This window comes from Streptomyces sp. NPDC050423 (genome assembly GCF_040655445.1).
Classification (GTDB): Bacteria; Actinomycetota; Actinomycetes; order Streptomycetales; family Streptomycetaceae; genus Streptomyces.
Genome location: NZ_JBFAJY010000045.1, coordinates 48995 through 69245, shown reverse-complemented (window position 1 = coordinate 69245; position 20251 = coordinate 48995). Strand labels below are relative to the sequence as shown.

Here is a 20251-nt window from a genome sequence, read left to right as displayed (position 1 = left end):
CAGGCCGAGACGCGCGACTATCCGGAGCCGCTGCGCACGGCCCTCGCCGACGCGGCCTGGGAGGCGGAGTTCTCGGTGGCGGGTACCGGCCCTCTGCCGTGTCACGTCCGGTGCTACTCGGTCTTGATGGCCGTGAGCATGTTGAGCCTGGCGGCGCTGCGGGCCGGCCACATCGCGGCCAGCACCCCCACCAGCCCGGCCAGCAGCAGGAAGAGCGCGATCCGGCCCCACGGCACGACCAGGGCGTACTGCGGGATCTCGGACGACGCGGCCTGGCCGATCGCCCAGCCGAGGAACAGGCCGAGCCCGATGCCGACCAGCGCGCCGAACAGGGAGATGACCACGGCCTCCAGCCGGATCATGCGCTTGACCTTGCGCCGGTCCAGGCCGATCGCCCGCAGCATGCCGATCTCCTGCTGGCGTTCGAAGACCGACATGGCCAGGGTGTTGACGACCCCGAGCACCGCGATGATCAGGGCCATCGCCAGGAGCCCGTACATGATGTTCATCATCAGGTTGATGGAGCCGCCGAACATGTCCCGGATGTCCTGGCGGTCCATGATGCTCATGCCGGGGTTGTCACCCAGCGCGCTCACCACGGACTGCTCGTTGGCCGCACTCGCGCCGCCGTCCGTCTTCACCCAGATCTCGCGGATGTCCGCACGCTCCTCGTGCGGGGCCACCTTCTCGCGGGGGATCAGGGCCTGCGAGAGGAACTCGTTGTCCTTGTAGAGCGCGCCGACCTTCAGGTTCTCCTTCTTCTCGTCCTCGTAGGTGACCGGGAGGCTGTCCCCGGTCTTCCAGCCGTTCGACTTCGCGGTCTTCTCCGAGACGGCGATCTCGCCGCGGCCCAGGGAGTCCATCGAGCCCGAGAGGGTGTCGACGTTGAGGACCTTCTGCACATCGCCGGGCGCCACGCCGGACGCCGAGAGACCGGCCTTGCCGACCGTCAGCCAGACGGCCTGCTGGGGCGAGACCGCGGTGACGCCGTCGGCCTTCTTCAGGGCGGTGAGCGCCGACTCGTCGAGCGAGTCCCCGCTCGCCATCGACACCATGTAGTCGGCCTTGATGTTGTCCGTCGTCATCCGGTCGACCGCCTGGCCGAGGGTGACGCCGAGGACCGAGATGCCGGTGACGAGGGTGAGACCGATCGCCAGGGCGGAGGCGGTGGCACCGGTGCGCCGCGGGTTGCGGACCGCGTTCTGCGCGGCGAGCTTGCCGGAGACCCCGAACAGCCGCGTGAGCAACGGGCGGACCAGTGCGATCACCGGGCGGGACAGCAGCGGGATGAGGATGATGATGCCGATCAGTGCCAGGAAGGCACCGGCCGCGATGACGGCCTGGGCCGTGTTCCCGGACTGCGCCGCACCGGCCACGATCGCCGTCGCGCCGAGCAGGGTGATGACCGCGCCGATCGAGTTGCGCACCACCAGGGACCTCACGGTGGCCGCGGAGTACATGCTGTTCATCGCCGCGACCGGCGGGATCTTCGCGGCCCGGCGGGCGGGCAGCCAGGCGGCCAGCACGGTGATCAGGACGCCGACACCGAAGGCGGCGGCGACGGTGCCCGGGGAGACCACCAGCGGACCGGCCGGGATCTTGCCGCCGATCAGGCTCATCGCGGAGCGCAGCCCGGTGGCGAGACCGAGGCCCAGCGCGAATCCGATGACGGACGCGATCAGACCGACCACGGCGGCTTCGAGCAGCACCGAGCGCTTGACCTGGCGGCGCGAGGCGCCGATGGCGCGCATGAGCGCCAGTTCCCTGGTGCGCTGGGCGACCAGCATGGTGAAGGTGTTGGCGATCAGGAAGATGCCGACGAAGAGGGCGATGCCCGCGAAGCCGAGCAGCAGCTTGTTCAGGCTGCTCATGCTGGACTCGATCTGCTTGGCCTGCTCATCGGCGCGCGCCTTGCCGGTCTTGGCCTCGGCGTCCTTGGGCAGCAGCGGCTTCACCGCCGCCAGCAGCTGCTGGTCGGAGGCACCGGCCTCGGCGGTGACGGAGACGTCCTGGAACCGGCCCGGCCTGAGGAACAGCTTCTGGGCGACCTCGGTGTCGAAGAGCACCAGGCTGCCGCCGGCGTTGACCGCGCCGTCCTCGGTGGTGAAGACCCCGGACAGGGTGTACTCCTTCACCGGCCCGTTCGTGGCGACCCGTACCTTGTCGCCGACCTCGTACTCGCCCTTCTTCGCGGTGTCCGTGTCGAGGGCGATCCGGCCGTCCGCGGTCGGCCCCGTGCCGTCGGTGAAGACGTACTGCGCGTCCTTGCCGCCCTTGCCGGGGGAGAAGTTGGCACCGGTGTTGGACCAGCCGTTACCGATCAGCTTGCCGTCCGGGTCGGCGACCCCGGCGAAGCCGGAGACCCGGCCGGTGGCGCTCTCCACCCCGTCCAGGGCCCGGATCTTCTTCAGGGTGGCGGTGTCGATGCTGAACGACTCCGGGTCGCGCGGGCCGGCGTAGGTGTTGACGGCGACGGCGACGTCGTCGTAGTTCTTCGCCGACTGGTTGCGGAAGGCGTTCGAGAGCGTGTCGGTGAAGACCAGGGTGCCGGATACGAAGGCCACGCCGAGCATCACGGCGAGGACGGTCATCAGCAGCCTGGCCTTGTGCGCGAGCACGTTGCGCAGGGCGGTACGGAACATGTCTGTCAGTCCTGGGAGGGGAGAGGTTCCGGAAAGGGCAGGGGCCGCCGCCGCGCGGCACGGGTGTGGTGCGGGGCGGTGCGGCGTCGGGGCCCGGGGAGGGGCCAGGGGCTCAGCTGGTGCGGCCCTTGGCGTCGAACGCCTTCATCCGGTCCAGCACCCCGTCCGCGGTCGGGTGCATCATCTGGTCCACGATCGCCCCGTCCGCGAGGAAGATCACCCGGTCCGCGTAGGAGGCGGCCGCCGGGTCGTGGGTCACCATGACCACGGTCTGGCCCAGCTCGCGCACCGAGTTGCGCAGGAAGCCGAGGACCTCGGCGCCGGAGCGCGAGTCCAGGTTCCCGGTCGGCTCGTCACCGAAGATGATCTCCGGCTGCGAGGCCAGGGCGCGGGCCACCGCGACGCGCTGCTGCTGGCCGCCGGAGAGCTCGGTGGGCCGGTGCTTCAGCCGGTCGGAGAGGCCCACCATCTCGATGACCTTGTGCAGCCAGTCCTGGTCGGGCTTGCGGCCGGCGATGTCCATCGGCAGCGTGATGTTCTCCAGGGCCGTCAGCGTCGGCAGCAGGTTGAACGCCTGGAAGATGAAACCGATCTTGTCCCGGCGCAACTGGGTGAGCTGCTTGTCCTTGAGCGACCCCAGCTCCGTCTCGCCGATCCGGACCGATCCGCTGCTGAAGCTGTCGAGGCCGGCCACGCAGTGCATCAGCGTGGACTTGCCGGAACCCGACGGGCCCATGATCGCGGTGAACTCGCCCTGCGGGAAGTCCACGGAGACCCGGTCCAGCGCGGTCACCTTGGTCTCGCCCTCTCCGTAGACCTTCGACAGTTCCGTGGCGCGGGCAGCCACCGCGGTGGCGCGGTGAGCGGTGGTCATGGTGGTCACGGGAGACTCCAGGGTCGGGTTCGTGCGGGAGGGACGGGGCCTTCGGTCCGGGTCCGGAGGGAAGGGCGCCGCCGGGGGCAGCGCCTCTCGCGAAGGCACTGCTCCATCGTCTCCGCCGCTTCGCCGCGGATCGTCAGTCCCGGTGCCCGTTCCGGGGGCCGCCTTGAGTCGCACCGCGGGGCCCCGGCGTCCTCCTGCGGTATGACACCGGCCCTGAGAGGGGCGTGGGCCCCTCCTGCCGCGGCGCGGCCGTCGACCCGCGCGGGACCAGCCGGGCCGCCGCGTCCTCGAATCCGTCCGCCGCACCGTCGGTGACCAGGGTCAGCAGGGTGCGGGCCGCGTGGCCCCCGTACGCGGGGATGTCGCGGCTCAGCGCGGTCAGCGGCGGCCGGACCACCCGGGAGAGCTGGGAGTCGTCCCAGGCGACCAGGGAGAGGTCACCGGGCACGTCCAGCCCCATCTCCTGGGCGACCGAGAGCCCGGCGACGGCCATGATGTCGTTGTCGTAGATGACCGCGGTCGGCCGCTCGGGCGAGCTGATCAGCCGCCGGGTCGCATGAGCCCCGTCCGCGCCGGAGTAGTCGGTGTGGACGATCACCGGCTCACCGAGCCCGAGTTCGGCGCAGACCTCGCGCTGGGCCCGGTCGCGCAGCGCGGTGTGGTTCAGCTCGGGCAGCCCCGCGACCCGGGCGACCGACCGGTGCCCCAGCGCGGTCAGATACGCGAGGGTGTCGCGTACCGCCGCCGTGTCGTCCGACCACACGGAGGTGAGCGGGCCCGCCGCCGAGGGGTGGCCGATCACCACGGCGGGCAGGCCCAGTTCGGCGATGCCCTCGATCCGCGGGTCGGGGCTGCGCAGATCGGCGAGGAACACGCCGTCCACCCTGCCCTCGCCCCACCATCGGCGGTACACCTCCAGTTCCTGGGCCGGGTCGCTGACGACCTGGAGGAGCAGGGCGCAGCCGCGCGGCGAGAGCTCGCTCTCGATGCCGCTGATCAGCTCCATGAAGAACGGCTCCATCCCGAGCAGCCGGGCGGGCCGGCACAGGGCGAGGCCGACCGCGTCGGCCCGCGCCCGGGTGAGGGCGCGGGCCGCGCTGTTGGGCCGCCAGCCGATCTCCTGCGCGATGGCCTTGATCGAGGCGCGGGTGGCCGGGGAGACGCCGGGCCGGTCGTTCAGCGCGTAGGACACCGCGACCTTGGAGACGCCGGCGCGGCGTGCGATATCGGCGATCGTGGGGCGGTGCCTGGGCATGCGACCTCGCTTAACCGGTTCGTGTACGACGGCCATCCTAAGCGCCGGAGCTGTCCCGGACGGCTCCGCGTCATGAGGTGATGATCGCCCAACTCCCGGTACAGAGAACCGAATGGGAGCGCTCCCGCACCCTTGACAGGCCTTCCGCGCGGCCTTAACTTCACGGCACTTACCCGGTTCAGTGACTCCGTCCGGCAGGTGCGGCGGGGGGAAGGAGGGACGATGGGCACGGGATTCCGGGGACGGATCGCGACCACGCTCGCCGTGATCGGACTCGCCGCCACCGCGTGCACGGGGGGCGGCTCCTCGGCGGGCGGCTCGGGCACAAGTGGCGGCGGGGGCGGTGCGCTTCCGCGCGACGAGACGCTCTACACCACCGGTACGCAGTGGGGGCCGCCGGCCAACTACAACCCGCTGCACAACTGGGACCACGCCACCGGCACCAAGGGGCTGGTCTACGAGACGCTGTTCCACTTCGACCCCGGCGCGGGCGAGCTGACGCCCTGGCTGGCGGAGTCGGGCAGCTGGACCGGCGACAAGACGTACGAGCTGAAGCTGCGTCCGGGCATCACCTGGTCCGACGGCAAGCCGCTCACCGCGAAGGACGTCGCGTACTCCTACGGGCTCGGCAGGATCGGGGCCTCGTCCTTCCACACCCTGTGGAGCTGGCTCTCCGGCGCGAAGGCGGTGGACGCCACCACCGTCCGCTTCACCTTCAAGCAGGCCCGCTACCAGGAGTGGGACAACTTCCTCTACGGGCAGCCGGTCGTCCCGGAGCACCTCTGGGGCAAGCGCTCCGAGAAGGAGATCCTCGACGGCGTCAACGACAAGCCGGTCGGCACCGGTGCGTACACGCTCAAGAGCCACTCCCAGGACCGGGTCGTCTGGCAGCGGCGCGACGACTGGTGGGGCGTCGAGGCGCTCGGCATGAAGCCCGCGCCCCGCTACATCGTCGACGTCTCCAACCCCAGCAACGAGGTCGTCATCGGCCAGCTGGGCCAGGGGCAGCTGGACCTCAGCAACAACTTCCTGCCCGGCGCCGCCTCGCTGGTCAAGAGCAAGAAGGTCGTCTCGTACTACGACGAGCCGCCCTACATGCTCTCCGCCAACACCGCCTGGCTGGTGCCCAACACCACGAAGAAGCCGATGGACGACGCCGCCTTCCGCAAGGCGCTCGCCGCCTCCGTGGACGTCGGGAAGATCGTCAAGGGCGTGTACGGAGGACTGGTCAAGGCCGCCGACCCGACCGGACTGCTCCCGCAGTGGAACAAGTTCGTCGACCAGGACCTGGTGGCGCGGAAGGGCTTCACCTTCGACACCGCCAAGGCCAAGCAGATCCTCGCCGACGCCGGATACAAGGACACCGACGGCGACGGTCTCGTGGAGAACAAGGACGGCTCCAGGCTCAGCCTGAAGCTGGCCGTGCCCACCGGCTGGACCGACTGGATGGAGGCGGCCAAGGTCATCGCCTCGTCCGCCAAGGCCGCGGGCATCTCCGTCACCACCGAGTTCCCCGACGCGAACGCCCTCAACGAACAGCGCGGCAAGGGCGACTTCGACCTCGTCGTCAACAACGAGCGCCAGCTCTCCAACACCCCATGGACGTACTACGAGTACATGTTCCAGCTGCCCGTCCAGAAGCAGCAGAACACGGTGAACTTCGGCCGCTACGAGAACGAGGAGGCCTGGAAGCTCGTCCAGGAGCTCGGCGGGGTGAAGACGGACGACACCGAGGGGATGAAGAAGGTCATCTCCAAGATCCAGGACATCCAGCTCACCGAGATGCCGGTCATCCCCCTCTGGTACAACGGCCTCTGGGCCCAGTCCACCACCGGGAACTGGACGAACTGGCCGTCCGACGCCCCCGGTGCGCCCAAGTACGCACCGGCGATGTGGCGCAACTGGCTGGAGATGGGCGGCTTCGAGGCGCTCACCCAGCTCAAGCCCGCCAAGTGACACGGCGGTTCTGAGAGACGCCGGCCCGTGCCGGCGGCTCCGATTCGATGACCGCCCCGCCGTGTGCGTGCCGCCCTGACCGCCACCCGCACGGCGGGGCTCTCTCCGGGGAGCCCCCTTGCGCCGCTACTTCGCCCGAAAACTTCTGATCTACGCGCTGACCTTCGTCGTCGCCGTCACCGTCAACTGGATGATCCCGCGCTTCATGCCCGGCGACCCGGTCGCCGCCATGGTGGCCCGCGCCAGGGTCTCCCAGCCCGAGGCCGTCGAGGCGATGCGCGCCTACTACAACAACCTCTTCGGCTTCGACGAGCCCGTCTGGCAGCAGTACCTGCACTTCTGGAGCGCCCTGCTCCGGGGCGACTTCGGGCTGTCCATCTGGGTCTTCCCCAAGCCCGTCGCCGATGTGCTGCTCGACGCGCTCCCGTACACGCTGGGGCTGATGATCCCGGCCGTGCTGCTCAGCTGGTTCGTCGGCAACTGGGCCGGGGCGCTGGCCGCCCGCCGCAAGGTGCTCGACAACACCGTGCTGCCGGCCGGGTACCTGCTGACCGCCATGCCGTACATGTGGATCGCCGTCATCCTCGCCTGGGCGCTCGGCTCCAGGGCGGGATGGTTCCCGATCTCCGGCGGCTACAGCCTGGACATCCAGCCGAACTGGTCCACCGCCTTCGCCGTGGACCTGCTCCAGCACTGGGTGCTGCCGTTCCTCTCGCTCTTCCTGGTCGCGCTCGGCGGCTGGGCGATCGGGATGCGCAACATGATCATCTACGAGCTGGAGTCCGACTACTCCTCCTATCTGGCGGCCCTCGGCGCCCCGCAGCGGCTCATCCGCCGATACGCGTTCCGCAACGCCGTCCTGCCCCAGATCACCGGACTCGCCCTCCAGCTCGGGGTCCTGGTGGCCGGCGCACTCGTCACCGAGATCGTCTTCGCCTACCCCGGGCTCGGCTCGCTGATCCTGGCCGCGATCCAGAACCAGGACTTCTTCCTGCTCCAGGGCGCGTTCCTGTTCATCGTCATCGGCGTACTGATCGCCAACTTCCTCATCGACATCGTGTACGTCGTCGTCGACCCCCGTACCCGTACCGGCATGGCAGGAGGCCAGTCATGAGCACCGCGCCCGACCCGGCCACGTCGCCCGACCCGGCCACCGAGCCCGCCGCGGCCTCTTCGTCCGCGGCCCGGCCCGGCCGGGAGACGCTCCACTACGCCGTGCGCAACCCCAAGCTGATCATCGGGTTCACCGTCGTCGTGCTGCTCCTGCTCGTCGGCCTCGCCGGACCGCCGCTGCTCGACAGCACCGACCCCAACGAGTACGTCGGCCCGCAGGCGGCCCCGCCGGACGGCACGTACTGGATGGGCACCACCACCTTCGGCCAGGACGTGTACGCCCAGTTCGTGCACGGGCTGCGCGCCACCTTCCTGGTCGGTGTCGTCGGCGGGGCCATCGCCGCCGTCATCGCCATGCTGGTCGGCTTCCTGGCCGGCTACCGCGGGGGAGTCACCGACGAGATCCTCAACATGATCACCAACGTGGTGCTGGTGCTGCCCGCCCTGGCGGTCCTGCTGATCATCAACGCCTACCTCGGGGTCCGCTCGGTGCCCGTGCAGGGCCTGTTCATCGGGCTCACCTCCTGGCCCTGGGCGGCGCGGGCCATCCGGGCGCAGACCTTCTCGCTGCGCACCCGGGAGTTCGTGGACCTGGCCCGGCTCAGCGGCAGCGGCACCTGGCGGATCGTCTTCCGCGAGATCGCGCCCAACATGAGCTCGTACCTGTTCATGATGTTCATCCTGCTCTTCGGCGGCTCCGTGCTGATCGCCTCCTCCCTCGACTTCATCGGGCTCGGCCCCACCGAGGGAGTCTCGCTCGGGCTGATGCTGCAGAGCGCCCAGCAGTGGAGCGCGCTCCAGCTCGGCATGTGGTGGTGGTTCGTCCCGCCGGGCGCCGGGATCACGGCGATCGTCGGCGCCCTCTACGTCGCCAACGTCGGCCTCGACGAGGTCTTCAACCCGAAGCTCCGGGAGGCCTGAGACATGAATGCGAACGTGACCGATCCCGGGAAGGCCCGAGACATGAATGCGAACGTGACCGATCCCGGGAAGGCCCGAGACGTGAACTCGAACGTGACCGATCCCGGGAAGGCCTGAGCAGATGACCCTGACCGTGACCGACCTCCGCGTCCACTACCGCACCCTGCGCGGCGAGGTCCGGGCCCTGGACGGCGTCTCCTTCGACCTGGCCGACGGGGAGATCCTGGGCCTGGCGGGCGAGTCCGGCTGCGGCAAGACGACGCTCGGCAAGTCGCTGATCCGCCTCGACGGCCGGATGCGGCACGCGGGCGGCACCGTCACCCTCGACGGCGACGACGTCCCGGTCTCCGACGACCGGGCGATGAACGCCTTCCGCTTCCACCGGATCTCGCTCGTCCCGCAGTACTCGATGAGCGCCCTCAACCCGACCCGGCGCATCGGGCGCATGATCCGCGAACTGCTCGCCTCGCGCGGCGTCACCGTGGACACCGCCGAACTGCACCGCAGGCTCGACCTGGTGGGCCTGGACCACGACGTCCTGAACCGCTACCCGATCGAGCTGTCCGGCGGCATGAAACAGCGCGCCGTCATGGTGATCTCCACCCTGCTGGACCCGGCCGTCCTCATCGCCGACGAGGTCACCTCGGCCCTCGACGTCTCCACCCAGCGGGCCGTCGTCGGCGCCCTCACCGGACTCCGCGACAAGGGCCTGGTCACCAGCATGATCTTCGTGACCCACGACCTCGGCCTCACCTCGCACATCGCCGACTCCATCATGGTCATGTACGCGGGCAAGCTGGCCGAGAAGGCGCCCACGCGGATCCTGACGACCGCACCCCGCCACCCGTACACGAAGCTCCTCCTCGGCTCGCTCCCCGAGGTCGGCGCCCGGTACGCCGACAAGCCCCTCAAGGGCATCGCGGGCGCCCCGCCCTCCCTGCTGAACCCACCGGCCGGCTGCCGCTTCCGGGACCGCTGCCCGCTCGCCGACGAGCGGTGCGCCGAGGAACCCCCGGTCGTCGAGATCGCCCCCCGTCACTCCGTCGCGTGCTGGAAGGCCTGATGCTGACCCTCGACAACGTCACCAAGACCTACCGTGCCGGAGCCTTCGGCGGCGGTTCCGTCACCGCCGTCGACCGGGTGTCCTTCACCGCCGCGCCCGGCGAGGTCGTCTCCCTGATCGGGGAGAGCGGCAGCGGGAAGTCCACCATCGGCCGGATGATCCTCGGCCTCACCGGGGTCAGCGCCGGCAGCCTCACCCTGGACGGCCGGCCGGTCCGCCCGGGAAAGGACTTCTACCGCCGGGTCCAGGGCGTCTTCCAGGACCCCTTCTCCTGCTACAACCCCGTCTTCCGGGCCGACCGCGTCTTCGACCTGATCCGCCGCGCCTACCACCCCGGTGTGCCCGACAAGCAGTGGGCCGACCGCGTGGAGAAGGCCGTACGGGACGTACGCCTGGACCCCGGACAGGTACTGGGCCGCTACCCGCACCAGCTCAGCGGCGGCCAGCTGCAACGCCTCCTCATCGCCCGCGCCCTCCTGCTCGACCTGAGCTTCCTGGTCGCCGACGAGATCACCAGCATGCTCGACGCCTCCACCCGCATCGACGTCCTGAACCTCCTCGCCGTCCTCAAGGAACGCGGACTGGGCGTCCTCTACATCACCCACGACCTGGCCCTCGGCACCTACCTCGCGGAGCGCACCGTGGTGCTGCGCCGCGGCCGGGTGGTGGAACGCGGCGACACCCAGAAGGTGTTCGGCAACCCGCTGCACCCCTACACCCGCACCCTGCTGGCCGCCGTGCCCCGGCTGAACACCCCGTGGGCCCCGGCCGAACCGCTGGAGACCTGCGCCTTTCACGAGGCGGGCCCACCCGGCACCGGCCTCCACGAGACCGAGCCGGACCACTTCGTCGCCTGCGCCCAGCTCCCCCACTGCGGAAGGACCCCCGCGTGACCCTTCGCCACCTGCCCCTGCACGACGGCTGGACGCTCACCGCCGACAGCCCGGTGCCCGTGGGGCTCCCCGCCGGGGGCGTCCCCGCCACCGTGCCCGGCTGCGTCCACACCGACCTGCTCGCGGCCGGGCTCATCGACGACCCGTACCTGGACGACAACGAGACCCGGCTCGGCTGGATCGGCCGCACCGACTGGACGTACCGCACCACCTTCGACTGGTCCCCGGACGGCCACGACCACGCCGACCTCCGCTTCGACGGCCTCGACACCGTCGCCACCGTCCTGCTCAACGGCGACGAGGTGGGCCGCACCGCCAACCAGCACCGCAGCCACCGCTTCCCCGTCCGCCCGCTGCTGCGCGAGGGCGCCAACACCCTGGAGGTACGGTTCACCGCCCCGTACACCTACGCCGAGGAGCTGCGCGACCGCCTCGGCGACCGGCCCGGCGCGTACGCGGAGCCGTACGCCTTCATCCGCAAGATGGCCTGCAACTTCGGCTGGGACTGGGGCCCGACCCTGGTCACCTCGGGCATCTGGCGGCCGGTCGCCCTGGAGACGTGGAGCGGTCCGCGGATCGCGTCGGTGAAACTGCTGCCGGACCTCGACGACGAGGGGGTGCCGCGCCTGGCGGTCACCATGGAGCTGGAGCACGACGGCTCCGCGCCGCTGTCGGGATCGGTCGAGGTGATCGGCGCGGGTGCCGTCTTCATCGCGACGGGGGACGAGCAGCGCGTCTCGATCACCCTCTCGGTTCCCGAGGCGGAGCTCTGGTGGCCGCACAGCCACGGCGAACAGCCCCTGTACGACGTGACGGTCAGGCTCGGGGAGAAGGTCTGGCAGGGCACGACGGGCTTCCGGGCCGTCACCCTGGAGCGCGAGGCGTTCCGCGTCTCGGTCAACGATAAACCGGTCTTCGTACGCGGCGTCAACTGGATCCCCGAGGACTGCTTCCCGTCGCGCCTCACCCGCCGGCGGATCTCCGACCGCCTGGACCAGGCGGTCGCCGCGGGCGTCAACCTGGTACGGGTCTGGGGCGGCGGCCTCTACGAGAGCGACGACTTCTACGAACTGGCCGACGAGAAGGGCCTGCTGGTCTGGCAGGACTTCCCGTTCGCCTGTGCCGCCTACCCGCAGGAGCAGCCGCTGTGGGACGAGGTGGCGGCCGAGGCCCGTGAGAACGTCGCCCGCCTCGCCCCGCACCCCTCCCTGGTGCTGTGGTGCGGCAACAACGAGAACCTGGAGGGCCACGCGGACTGGGGGTGGCAGGAGGAGCTGGGCGACCGCACCTGGGGGCACGGCTACTACCACGAGCTGCTGCCCGCGATCGTCGCCGAGACGGACCCGACGCGCCCGTACTGGCCCGGCTCGCCCTACTCGGGCACCGAGGACGTCCACCCGCAGGACCCGGCGCGCGGCACCATCCACGTCTGGGACGTGTGGAACCGGGCCGACTACGCGGCGTACGCCGACCGGGTACCGCGTTTCGTCGCCGAGTTCGGCTTCCAGGGCCCGCCCGCGTACGCGACCCTGCGCCGCGCCGTCAGCGGCCCGCTCGCCCCCGACGCCCCGCTTCTCGCCCACCACCAGAAGGCCGAGGACGGCAACGCCAAACTGCTCCGGGGCCTGGGCGACCACCTGCCGCCGCCCGGCCCGGACTTCGACGACTGGCACTGGCTCACCCAGCTCAACCAGGCCCGCGCCGTCGCCTTCGGCATCCGCCACTTCCGCTCCCACACCCCGTACTGCATGGGCACGATCCTCTGGCAGCTCAACGACTGCTGGCCGGTGGTCTCCTGGGCCGCGGTCGACGGCGACGGCCGCCGCAAACCCCTCTGGTACGCCCTGCGGGCCGTCTACGCGGACCGCCTGATCACTGTGCGCGACGGCGCGGTCCACCTGATCAACGACGCCCCCACGCCCTGGACCGGCACCCTGCGGCTGACCCGGCACGGCCTGGACGGCGCGGTCCTGGCCGAGGAGGAGGTGGCGGTGAGTACGGCCGCGCGCTCGGTCACCCGCGTTCCGCTGTCGGCGTCCCTCGCCGAACCGGCCGCCCCGGACCGCGAACTGCTGGTCGCCCGCCTGGGCGACGCCAGAGCGGTCGAGTTCCACGAGGAGGACACCCGCCTCGCGCTCCCGCCGGCCCGCTACGACGTGACGGTGACGGAGACGGCGGCGACGACTGAGGACGGGGCCGGGCCCCCCGGCTACCGCGTCGAGGTCACCGCCCGCACTCTCCTGCGGGACCTCGCGCTCTTCCCCGACCGACTGGACCCGGCGGCCGAGGTGGACGACATGCTCGTCACCCTGCTGCCGGGGGAGAGCGCCGTGTTCACGGTCACAGGCGCGGCCCTGAAGGACCCGGAGGCCCTGGGCCGGCACCCGGTCCTGCGCTGCGTGAACGACACCATCACCCGGTAGGGGTGGCGCGCCCCTGGCGATCCGTGGCGCGTCCCTGGCGAATCGGCTGTGTGGGTGCGGCGAATTCACGTCAATTCGGATTGCCGGTCGCCGGGCCCACAACCCCGCAAAGGGTGCGTCTACGCCTCTCGGGTGTGCTGACGCACCCTCAAACGGTCAATAAAATAAGACAACATCGAGCCACTGTTCGGCTGATCGAGGGAGCCCCCCGGATAGGGTCATGTGCCAACGCGGAGCCGCGCGCCAAGCCCGGATGGTGGAATGCAGACACGGCGAGCTTAAACCTCGCTGCCCCTCGGGGGCGTGCCGGTTCGAGTCCGGCTCCGGGCACCACTGCGCGCATGCGGCCTGGCCTGTATGTATGGGCGATTCCTTTATGTCCCTCCTTCGTGTGGTGGGCGCACCACGGGTGCACCGCTGTCCTGCGGTCCCGATATGGCGTACATCGCGAAGCGGAAGAGCGAGCTGGCTCAGGGCGTGGACGGTGGCGGCCGGGAGAGCGCGCGCCGAGGTGGCGGCGCGGCTCGCCGTACTGCCGCACCGCGCGGTCCGGCTGAATCACGACATCCCGGCGAGCGTGGCGGTGCTGAGCGAGGTCGCGGACACGATCTGAGCCCCACCCGGAGAGCTCACCCGGCTCGACAACCTGACTCGGCTTCCGTGAACGGCAGTGGACCCGCCCGTGTTCACCTTGGAGTGAATGGCCTCAGTCGGACGCCCAAATGTCGTCCGAGCGAGTGGTTTTGGGGCTTCAGCACGCTTCCTCCCGGAGTCGGCGCTCACGATGATCCCGTTGCTTCGCACATCCGGACACGTACCGACGACTGCCGAACCGAGGAACGATGAAGCTGTCCCGCACCCTGTCAACGCTGGCCTCAGCCGCTGTACTGGGCACCCTCTCCGTGGCCGGTCAGGCGGCACCCGCCGCCGCCGACTCCTTCGTGGTCAGTGAAGGCCAGTTCAACCAGATGTTCCCGAACCGGAACTCCTTCTACACGTACAGCGGTCTGGTCGACGCCCTGAGCGCGTACCCGCAGTTCGCCGGCACGGGCGACGACGGCACTCGCAAGCGCGAGGCGGCGGCCTTTCTCGCCAACGTCAGCCATGAGACGGGCGGGCTGAAGTACGTCGTCGAGCAGAACACCGCCAACTACCCGCACTACTGCGACCAGTCACAGCCCTACGGCTGCCCGGCCGGCCAGTCCGCGTACTACGGGCGTGGGCCGTTGCAGCTGAGCTGGAACTTCAACTACAAGGCCGCGGGCGACGCCCTCGGCATCGACCTGCTGAACGACCCGTACCAGGTGGAGAGGAACTCGGCTGTCGCCTGGAAGACCGGGCTGTGGTTCTGGGACACGCAGTCGGGCGCTGGATCCATGACCCCGCACGACGCCATGGTCAACAGCGCGGGCTTCGGCGAGACCATCCGCAGCATCAACGGCGCTCTGGAGTGCAACGGCCAGAACCCGGACCAGCGCGACGACCGGATCAACCTGTACAAGCAGTACGTCGGCGTTCTGGGCACCGATGTCGGGGGCGGCAACCTCTCCTGCTGAAGGGGCTGACCGGCGCTAATAGGGATTCGGCCGCCGGACCGTCCGTCAGCTGACGCGTTGAGTGGCGAACAGTTCCAGGTGTGAGCAGGCGGGGCAGCGGAAGGCGTCGATCTGCCAGTGCGGCCTGCCCACTCTCTTCGCGCCGCCCAACAGGCCGCGTTCCAGGGCGCCCGCGATCCACCGCGCGTATCCGCGGGACCCCTGGCCGGAGTCGTCGACGAAGCCGGGCTCCAGCCCCACCGCACCGCACTGGGTGCACCGTATGTCGTTGATCGGGTTCATCGGGGGAGTGTAGTGGCCGTGGGTGTCCGGGCCCGGCTCCGTGAATCCTCACGCCGTTCCGTGCGGGGCTTCCTCGCCCGTCGTGGCGCTGCCGGCCGGGGCGGGCCGGTCCGCGGTGCGGTGGGTCAGGGCGTGGACCGCGGCGCCCAGGGCGAAGCCGTACGCGGACACGAGGCCGTGGCCGTTGGACTGGGTGAACCGGACCGCCAGGCCGAGTACGGGCACGGCGGCGGCGAGCAGGGTCTCCTTGAGGTTCTCCCGGTCCTTGCGGCGGCCGGTGCGCAGGGTGCGCAGGAGCAGGGCCGCGGACAGGGTCGCGGCGAGGAAGTACGTGGCTCCGGAGCTTCCGGCGAAGTTGCGCGGGTCGCGTGGTGGGCTGGATCGTGTCCCTCGCGATGGCGGCGCGCAGCAATCAGCCGCGCCCGCGCATGTGAACCCGCCAGTCCCCGATTTCCGTGCATGCGGGTTGATTTCGTGAGGTGGTCCGCCGGGTCGCCCCGGTGGACCGTGCGACCCGGCGGACCGGCGGGTCGCACGACACCCGGGCCTGCGGCCGGCCACTGTACGTAACGCCCGGTGCGCACCCCGCTACTTGCCGCCCGCTTTGTCTGCGGGGCGGGCCCGGTTGGCCCGGTGGCGTGGCCGAATTGGGACCGGGATTGGGCCCACGGGCCCGTGCCGTGACAGGTGCGCCTCTCATAGCCTCCCTGCCCTAAGGCCATACGGGGAGGAACAAGTCATGCCGCGAACGAGGTACACGGAGCTCATACCCAGCAGCAGACGGGGTGATCGGGGAGCCACCGCGTTCGAGTACCTCGGGACGATCCTGGTCGTCGTCTCGCTCATCGGCGGTATGGCGGTGGCCGGTCTCGGTGGGCAGATCACCCAACGGATCCAGTGCCTCGTCGCATCGATCGGCGGCGGCAGCGGCGGGTGCGACACGGGCAAGGGTGGCGAGGCGGGCGGCGATCCCAACGCCGAATTCGAGCCCATCACCTGTGCGACGGTCACGAAGTCCGGTACCCAGGGCGGCAAGATAGGCGTCTCGTTCGAGACACTCGGTATCGAGTTCGGCGGCGAATTCGGCTTCGAGGAGACGACGTCCAAGGCCAATAAGGACGTCAACAAAGACGGAAAGATCGACGAGAACGACGAGCAGGTCACGCTCACCTTCACGGACGCCGGCTCGGTGAAGGGGACGGAGAAGCCCAAGGGCCGCATCAAGATCGGCGACGTGGGCAAGGACAAGGTCGAGATCGGCGCCGGGCTCACGGTGACCACGGGCGACACCTGGGTGTTCGACAGCCAGGAGGAAGCCGACCAGTTCCGCAAGGACCTCCAGGAGTACAAGAAGCTCAACCGGCTGAACAAGCTCTCCAACCTCAGCCCGATCGTGGGCGGCAGCACCGAGATAGCCAGCTGGTTCGGCAAGGGCCCGAAGGCCAAGGAGAGCCGCCTCAAGAAGAACATCGAGGACAAGCTCGGCAACAAGCACATCACCACCCAGAAGCTGAGCCTGGAGGTCGCCGCTCAGGCCGGGTTCCAGTTCGGCGCGGGGATGAACACCCCTGACACGACCAACTCCGACGGGACGACCACCCCGGCCCCCAAGCCGGGCGCCACCATCGAGGCGGGCGTCAAGATCTCCGAGTCCCAGGAGGTCACCCTGACGCAGAACCACATCGACAACACCGACTCGTACACCTACCAGGCCAAGGCCACCGGCGGCGTTTACGCGAAGGGTGAGGCCGGACCGGCCAAGGCCGGCGCCGAGGCCAGTGGATCGGCGGCGGGTGCCATCACCGTCACGGTCGACAGCAAGACCGGCAAGGTGAAGAGCATCACGATGACGCGGACCCTTGAGGGGAAGCTGGACGCCAACGCCGGTCTCAATGGTGACGTCAACGGCAACGGGAAGGGCGGCGGGACGACCACCCAGGTCGTCACGACCACCGTTCCGCTGGACGACAAGAACCTCTCCAAGGCGGAGTCCGACCGCATCAAGGCCCAGATGTTCTCCGGGCAGGGCATGAACAGTGCGTTCAACTACCTGTTCACCGGCACACCGGTCCCGACCAAGGACCCCGGTCCCGGCGACCCGTTCGGCCACTACGCGTTCCAGCACGGCCAGGTCAGCAAGCAGGAGTACGACGGTTCCTCCTCGTCCGACGAGATCGGCCTCGACATCAACCTGGAGGTGGCGGGCATCAACGGCGCCTACACCACTTCCGAGAGCGAGAAGAGTCTGCGGAAGGCCGAGTTCCTGGGGGCTCCCGCCAACGGGCAGCGCGCCTTCGTCCCGTACAGCTACTGTGCGAACTGATCGATCAGTACAAGGAGACGTGATCATGACCTACCGTTCCCTCCGCCGGACGGTGCAGGCCGTCGCCGTCACGACCGCTGTCCTGACCACCGGCCTGACGCTCAGCGCCTGCGGCGCCGAGAAGAAGGACGCACCGGCCGCGCCCAGCGGCTGGAAGGAGCTGTCGGGGCCGACCGTGTCGCTCTCCTACCCGGCCGAGCTCACCGAGCAGAGCAAGGCGGAGCTCGGCAAGCTCAACGACGCCGCGGCTCTGCGCACCGAGGGCGACCGGCCCACGGTCAAGGTGTCGATCCAGAGCGGCTTCGCCAACGCCTCGAACGGCGACGACGCGGCCTCCGTCGGCCGGGCCCTCCTCATGGCGACCACCCAGGTGAAGGACACCAAGGACGCCGGCATCAAGGGCGCGAAGGGCGCGAAGCGCATCGACTTCAGCTACACCGGTACGGGTGTGCCGCAGTCGCCCCCGAAGGGCGCCAAGGTCAACGGCGTGGTCATCACGGGCGTCGACTCCAAGGGAAAGATCTACTCCGTACGCATCGACGCCCAGGCGGGCAAGCTGAGCGATGCCGACCGGACGAAGATCGTCGACAGCATCGAGGTGAAGTAGTGCCCGAGCGCCGGCCGACGACGAAGAGGCAGTCGAATGTCCCGATTTGACGCACACCGCGGGTACGCCCCCGCCAGTGACAGGCCGCGGCTGCTCGACCTGATGCTGCCCTGGGCCGCGGGCATCCTGGTGACCCTGATCACGGAGCTGTGCGTCGCGGTGGTCGTGTGGGACTGGGTGGCGGGCGACGACCCGTCGAGCGTGGCCTCGCCCGCCCGTACCATCCTGTTCCTGCACCTGCCGTCCGCTGTCTGCATCGCGCTGGGGACCTGGGCCGCGGCGGCGGTGCACCGCTCGCCGTCACGGGATTCACGCGTACGGCACGGCCTCGCCGCGTTCGCGCCCGCCGTTGCCCTGCAACTGGTGATCTACGTGTCCCAGGGGAGCGACCTCACGGTCATCACCTTCCTGGTCCAGCTGGTGGTGCTGCTGGTGGGCTGTGCGGTGGGCTTCCTCGCAGACCGGCTGCGCAACGGCTAGAGCGCATCAGGCCACGGCATCGTCGGGGCACCGCGTCAACGGACCAAGGAATCCATGAACACGTCGTACGTAGTCATCGGTGTGGTCGCCCTGGCGGCGCTCAGGTCCCTGGGGCGGACCGCCCGGCAACTGCGCGGGGCGCGCTCCGGCGTCTCCGCGCCGGCGCGCTGCATCCGTGTGTACGAGCGCGACTCGGCGACCGGTTCGTCGAACGACCGGCGGGCCTGGCGCGTTTTCGCGTTCACCGCGCGGAACGGGGAGTGGGTCGAGTTCCACGACGGCGGCAGCAGGCGCTACATCGAGGGCGCGCGGGTCACGGTGCGCTACGACCCCGCCGACCCGAAGCGCACCGCCACACTGGCCGGCAGCCCGCGCGCGGCCCTGGGCGAGGGGGCCGTCGCGCTGGTGCTGATGGGGCTCGTGCTGGTGATGTTCCTGACCGACTTCCCGGAGAACCTGTTCTCCTGACGGCGCGGGCGACGGTGCGGACGGACCGGTGCGGACAGCCGTGGTCAAGGTCCGGGGCGGCGGCCGTCAGGGGACCTCTTCGAGCAGCCGGACGAGAGCGTGCAGCTGGGGCGTCAGTTCGTCCTCGTCCAGCCCGTCCGGCATGGGCGGCCTCTCCGGCACCCTGCTGAACGCGAGGGTCTCGTTGGCGGCCCGCCAGGACACGGCCGCCGCGCGGAGATCGCCGCCGGCCAGGTCGTCGCGCAGCGGCAGCAGTTCCGCCAGCCACGGACGCGGGTCGTGGTCCAGGTAGGAGCCCTCGCCGTCGGCCTCCCGGCGGTGGAGGTTCAGTACGACGTCGTCGCCGACGACCGCGGTCCCCACGCCGCCGCCCGCGTAGGGGGCTGTCCGGTGGGCGAGCGCGGCCGGGAGCCGCAGCCACAGCGTGCGCGATCCCTCCTGGCTGAAGCGGAGACCGGCGTCGAAGTGCCGGGAGAAGATCTCGTCGTCCGCACCGGACACCGGGTGTGCGGTGGGGTCGGACCACTCGTCGAGCACCAGTGAATCGGCGGTGACGTCCGCTCCGGGCAGCTTCGCACGCAGTTCGAGCATCTGACGCTCGGTGAGGCTCCGCCCGATCGTCCGGAACTCGTAGTACCAGTGCTTCCCGCCTCGCTGCCGCCGCTCGCCGGGGACCGACGCCAACCGCGGCAGCGGGACCTGGCCGCGTATCCGCTGCCTGAACCACGACCAGCCCATGATGGTCCGGGCCGCGAATCCGGCGCCCGGGGCGATGCCGCACCCGAGGTCCTGTTCCGCCCGGCCGTGGCCCGCGGCGTCGTCGCCGTAGGCGCCTGCCAGGTACCAGCCGAGAAACGCCGCGCGCCGTGCGGCCTGCCGCGCGTCACCCGCCCGCCCGACCTGGGCGTGGACCGCCCGCACCAGCCCGGCGGGGTCGGTGTGCTCCGTCCGCATCCGCGCGAGCTGCACGCGGAAGAGCTGGACGAGCGCCCCGAGATCGCGATCGACCTCGGGGCGGGCCCGGTAGCTGTCGGCGGGGGCGGCCAGCCGCGCCAGTACCGGGGACGTCAGATCGTGCAGCACCCGCGCGCAGGACGCGGACCGCAGCGGCATCCGTCGCAGCTCGGGGCCGGCGGGCTCCAGCACCAGCAACACCCCCGCCGGCTCGTCCAGCCAGATCCGGTGCCGGACCCCGCCGTGTGCCGTGTGCGCCGCGTCGATCCTGTCCAGGTCTCGCGCGCCGGGATGCTCCTCACGTACCCGCCGCGCGAGGTCGTCGGCGTCGCCGCCGGTCGAGTGGGTTCCGGTCGGCTGGTCCCGCTGCTCCTGGCGCATGGACATCGTCTCCGTCCCGATTCTGGTCCGCTCCGGCCTGTGGGATCCCCA

General features: G+C 70.3%; 18 protein-coding genes and 1 tRNA gene. 13 read left to right on the top strand and 6 right to left on the bottom strand.

Features of this window, described 5'->3' with window-relative positions; translation table 11 throughout:
- Positions 1-113 precede the first annotated feature (113 nt).
- The 3 genes from AB0I52_RS27980 to AB0I52_RS27970 form a co-directional block, all read right to left on the bottom strand.
- Positions 114-2642, bottom strand: a complete 2529-nt coding sequence (locus tag AB0I52_RS27980; RefSeq protein WP_363077169.1) for an FtsX-like permease family protein — start codon at positions 2640-2642, stop codon at positions 114-116.
- 112 nt (positions 2643-2754) lie between these two features.
- Positions 2755-3525 carry an ABC transporter ATP-binding protein gene (locus AB0I52_RS27975; RefSeq protein WP_362954973.1) on the bottom strand — a complete coding sequence of 257 codons (771 nt, stop codon included), beginning with the start codon at positions 3523-3525 and terminating at the stop codon, positions 2755-2757.
- Between the two features lie 133 nt (positions 3526-3658).
- Positions 3659-4780 (bottom strand): LacI family DNA-binding transcriptional regulator, encoded by a 1122-nt coding sequence (locus AB0I52_RS27970; protein WP_363077167.1) that lies wholly within the window; start codon positions 4778-4780, stop codon positions 3659-3661.
- A 222-nt stretch (positions 4781-5002) separates the two neighbouring features.
- Here AB0I52_RS27970 and AB0I52_RS27965 point away from each other — a divergent pair, with 222 nt between their 5' ends.
- From AB0I52_RS27965 to AB0I52_RS27925, 9 genes are all read left to right on the top strand, one after another.
- On the top strand, positions 5003-6736 hold the full coding sequence (locus AB0I52_RS27965) for an ABC transporter substrate-binding protein (RefSeq protein WP_363077165.1): 1734 nt from the start codon (positions 5003-5005) through the stop codon (positions 6734-6736).
- 118 nt (positions 6737-6854) lie between these two features.
- On the top strand, positions 6855-7850 hold the full coding sequence (locus tag AB0I52_RS27960) for an ABC transporter permease (RefSeq protein ID WP_363077163.1): 996 nt from the start codon (positions 6855-6857) through the stop codon (positions 7848-7850).
- Positions 7847-8770: an ABC transporter permease gene (locus AB0I52_RS27955; RefSeq protein WP_363077160.1), complete on the top strand. Its 924-nt coding sequence runs from the start codon at positions 7847-7849 to the stop codon at positions 8768-8770. Before AB0I52_RS27960 ends, AB0I52_RS27955 begins: the two co-directional genes overlap by 4 nt.
- A gap of 121 nt (positions 8771-8891) precedes the next feature.
- A complete protein-coding gene (locus tag AB0I52_RS27950) occupies positions 8892-9833 on the top strand; it encodes an ABC transporter ATP-binding protein (protein WP_363077158.1) in 942 nt (313 codons plus the stop codon).
- Positions 9818-10726 (top strand): ATP-binding cassette domain-containing protein, encoded by a 909-nt coding sequence (locus AB0I52_RS27945; protein WP_363077156.1) that lies wholly within the window; start codon positions 9818-9820, stop codon positions 10724-10726. The genes AB0I52_RS27950 and AB0I52_RS27945 overlap by 16 nt, the downstream gene beginning before the upstream one ends.
- Entirely contained in the window at positions 10723-13149 is a 2427-nt protein-coding gene (locus AB0I52_RS27940; protein ID WP_363077154.1) for a glycoside hydrolase family 2 TIM barrel-domain containing protein, read from the top strand. Before AB0I52_RS27945 ends, AB0I52_RS27940 begins: the two co-directional genes overlap by 4 nt.
- A 247-nt stretch (positions 13150-13396) precedes the next feature.
- Positions 13397-13482, top strand: a tRNA-Leu gene (locus AB0I52_RS27935).
- 151 nt (positions 13483-13633) lie between these two features.
- Positions 13634-13762 carry a hypothetical protein gene (locus AB0I52_RS27930; RefSeq protein WP_363077152.1) on the top strand — a complete coding sequence of 43 codons (129 nt, stop codon included), beginning with the start codon at positions 13634-13636 and terminating at the stop codon, positions 13760-13762.
- 229 nt (positions 13763-13991) lie between these two features.
- Positions 13992-14705, top strand: a complete 714-nt coding sequence (locus tag AB0I52_RS27925) for a chitinase (RefSeq protein ID WP_363077149.1) — start codon at positions 13992-13994, stop codon at positions 14703-14705.
- A gap of 45 nt (positions 14706-14750) precedes the next feature.
- Here the strand turns inward: AB0I52_RS27925 and AB0I52_RS27920 are convergent, their stop codons facing one another.
- Positions 14751-14987: a hypothetical protein gene (locus AB0I52_RS27920; protein ID WP_363077147.1), complete on the bottom strand. Its 237-nt coding sequence runs from the start codon at positions 14985-14987 to the stop codon at positions 14751-14753.
- A 48-nt stretch (positions 14988-15035) separates the two neighbouring features.
- On the bottom strand, positions 15036-15212 hold the full coding sequence (locus AB0I52_RS27915; RefSeq protein WP_363077145.1) for a hypothetical protein: 177 nt from the start codon (positions 15210-15212) through the stop codon (positions 15036-15038).
- Positions 15213-15726: 514 nt separating this feature from the next.
- Here AB0I52_RS27915 and AB0I52_RS27910 point away from each other — a divergent pair.
- From AB0I52_RS27910 to AB0I52_RS27895, 4 genes are read left to right on the top strand one after another with little or no spacing between them, the layout of a single operon-like run.
- Positions 15727-17310, top strand: coding sequence for a hypothetical protein (locus AB0I52_RS27910; protein WP_363077143.1), 1584 nt, complete (start codon positions 15727-15729; stop codon positions 17308-17310).
- Positions 17311-17335: 25 nt separating this feature from the next.
- Positions 17336-17917 (top strand): hypothetical protein, encoded by a 582-nt coding sequence (locus AB0I52_RS27905; RefSeq protein ID WP_363077141.1) that lies wholly within the window; start codon positions 17336-17338, stop codon positions 17915-17917.
- Between the two features lie 36 nt (positions 17918-17953).
- On the top strand, positions 17954-18397 hold the full coding sequence (locus AB0I52_RS27900) for a hypothetical protein (RefSeq protein ID WP_363077139.1): 444 nt from the start codon (positions 17954-17956) through the stop codon (positions 18395-18397).
- A 54-nt stretch (positions 18398-18451) separates the two neighbouring features.
- On the top strand, positions 18452-18865 hold the full coding sequence (locus AB0I52_RS27895; protein ID WP_363077137.1) for a DUF3592 domain-containing protein: 414 nt from the start codon (positions 18452-18454) through the stop codon (positions 18863-18865).
- 66 nt (positions 18866-18931) lie between these two features.
- On the opposite strand, the gene AB0I52_RS27890 is transcribed toward AB0I52_RS27895, so the two are convergent.
- Positions 18932-20206: a hypothetical protein gene (locus tag AB0I52_RS27890; protein ID WP_363077135.1), complete on the bottom strand. Its 1275-nt coding sequence runs from the start codon at positions 20204-20206 to the stop codon at positions 18932-18934.
- Positions 20207-20251: the final 45 nt, after the last annotated feature.

Bases quoted from the DNA above. Each gene is read 5' to 3' on its own strand.
- AB0I52_RS27980 (WP_363077169.1), bottom strand. From the start codon at position 2,642: ATGTTCCGTACCGCCCTGCGCAACGTGCTCGCGCACAAGGCCAGGCTG.
- AB0I52_RS27970 (WP_363077167.1), bottom strand. From the start codon at position 4,780: ATGCCCAGGCACCGCCCCACGATCGCCGATATCGCACGCCGCGCCGGC.
- AB0I52_RS27965 (WP_363077165.1), top strand. From the start codon at position 5,003: ATGGGCACGGGATTCCGGGGACGGATCGCGACCACGCTCGCCGTGATC.
- AB0I52_RS27955 (WP_363077160.1), top strand. From the start codon at position 7,847: ATGAGCACCGCGCCCGACCCGGCCACGTCGCCCGACCCGGCCACCGAG.
- AB0I52_RS27950 (WP_363077158.1), top strand. From the start codon at position 8,892: ATGACCCTGACCGTGACCGACCTCCGCGTCCACTACCGCACCCTGCGC.
- AB0I52_RS27925 (WP_363077149.1), top strand. From the start codon at position 13,992: ATGAAGCTGTCCCGCACCCTGTCAACGCTGGCCTCAGCCGCTGTACTG.
- AB0I52_RS27920 (WP_363077147.1), bottom strand. From the start codon at position 14,987: ATGAACCCGATCAACGACATACGGTGCACCCAGTGCGGTGCGGTGGGG.
- AB0I52_RS27910 (WP_363077143.1), top strand. From the start codon at position 15,727: ATGCCGCGAACGAGGTACACGGAGCTCATACCCAGCAGCAGACGGGGT.
- AB0I52_RS27905 (WP_363077141.1), top strand. From the start codon at position 17,336: ATGACCTACCGTTCCCTCCGCCGGACGGTGCAGGCCGTCGCCGTCACG.
- AB0I52_RS27900 (WP_363077139.1), top strand. From the start codon at position 17,954: ATGTCCCGATTTGACGCACACCGCGGGTACGCCCCCGCCAGTGACAGG.
- AB0I52_RS27895 (WP_363077137.1), top strand. From the start codon at position 18,452: ATGAACACGTCGTACGTAGTCATCGGTGTGGTCGCCCTGGCGGCGCTC.
- AB0I52_RS27890 (WP_363077135.1), bottom strand. From the start codon at position 20,206: ATGTCCATGCGCCAGGAGCAGCGGGACCAGCCGACCGGAACCCACTCG.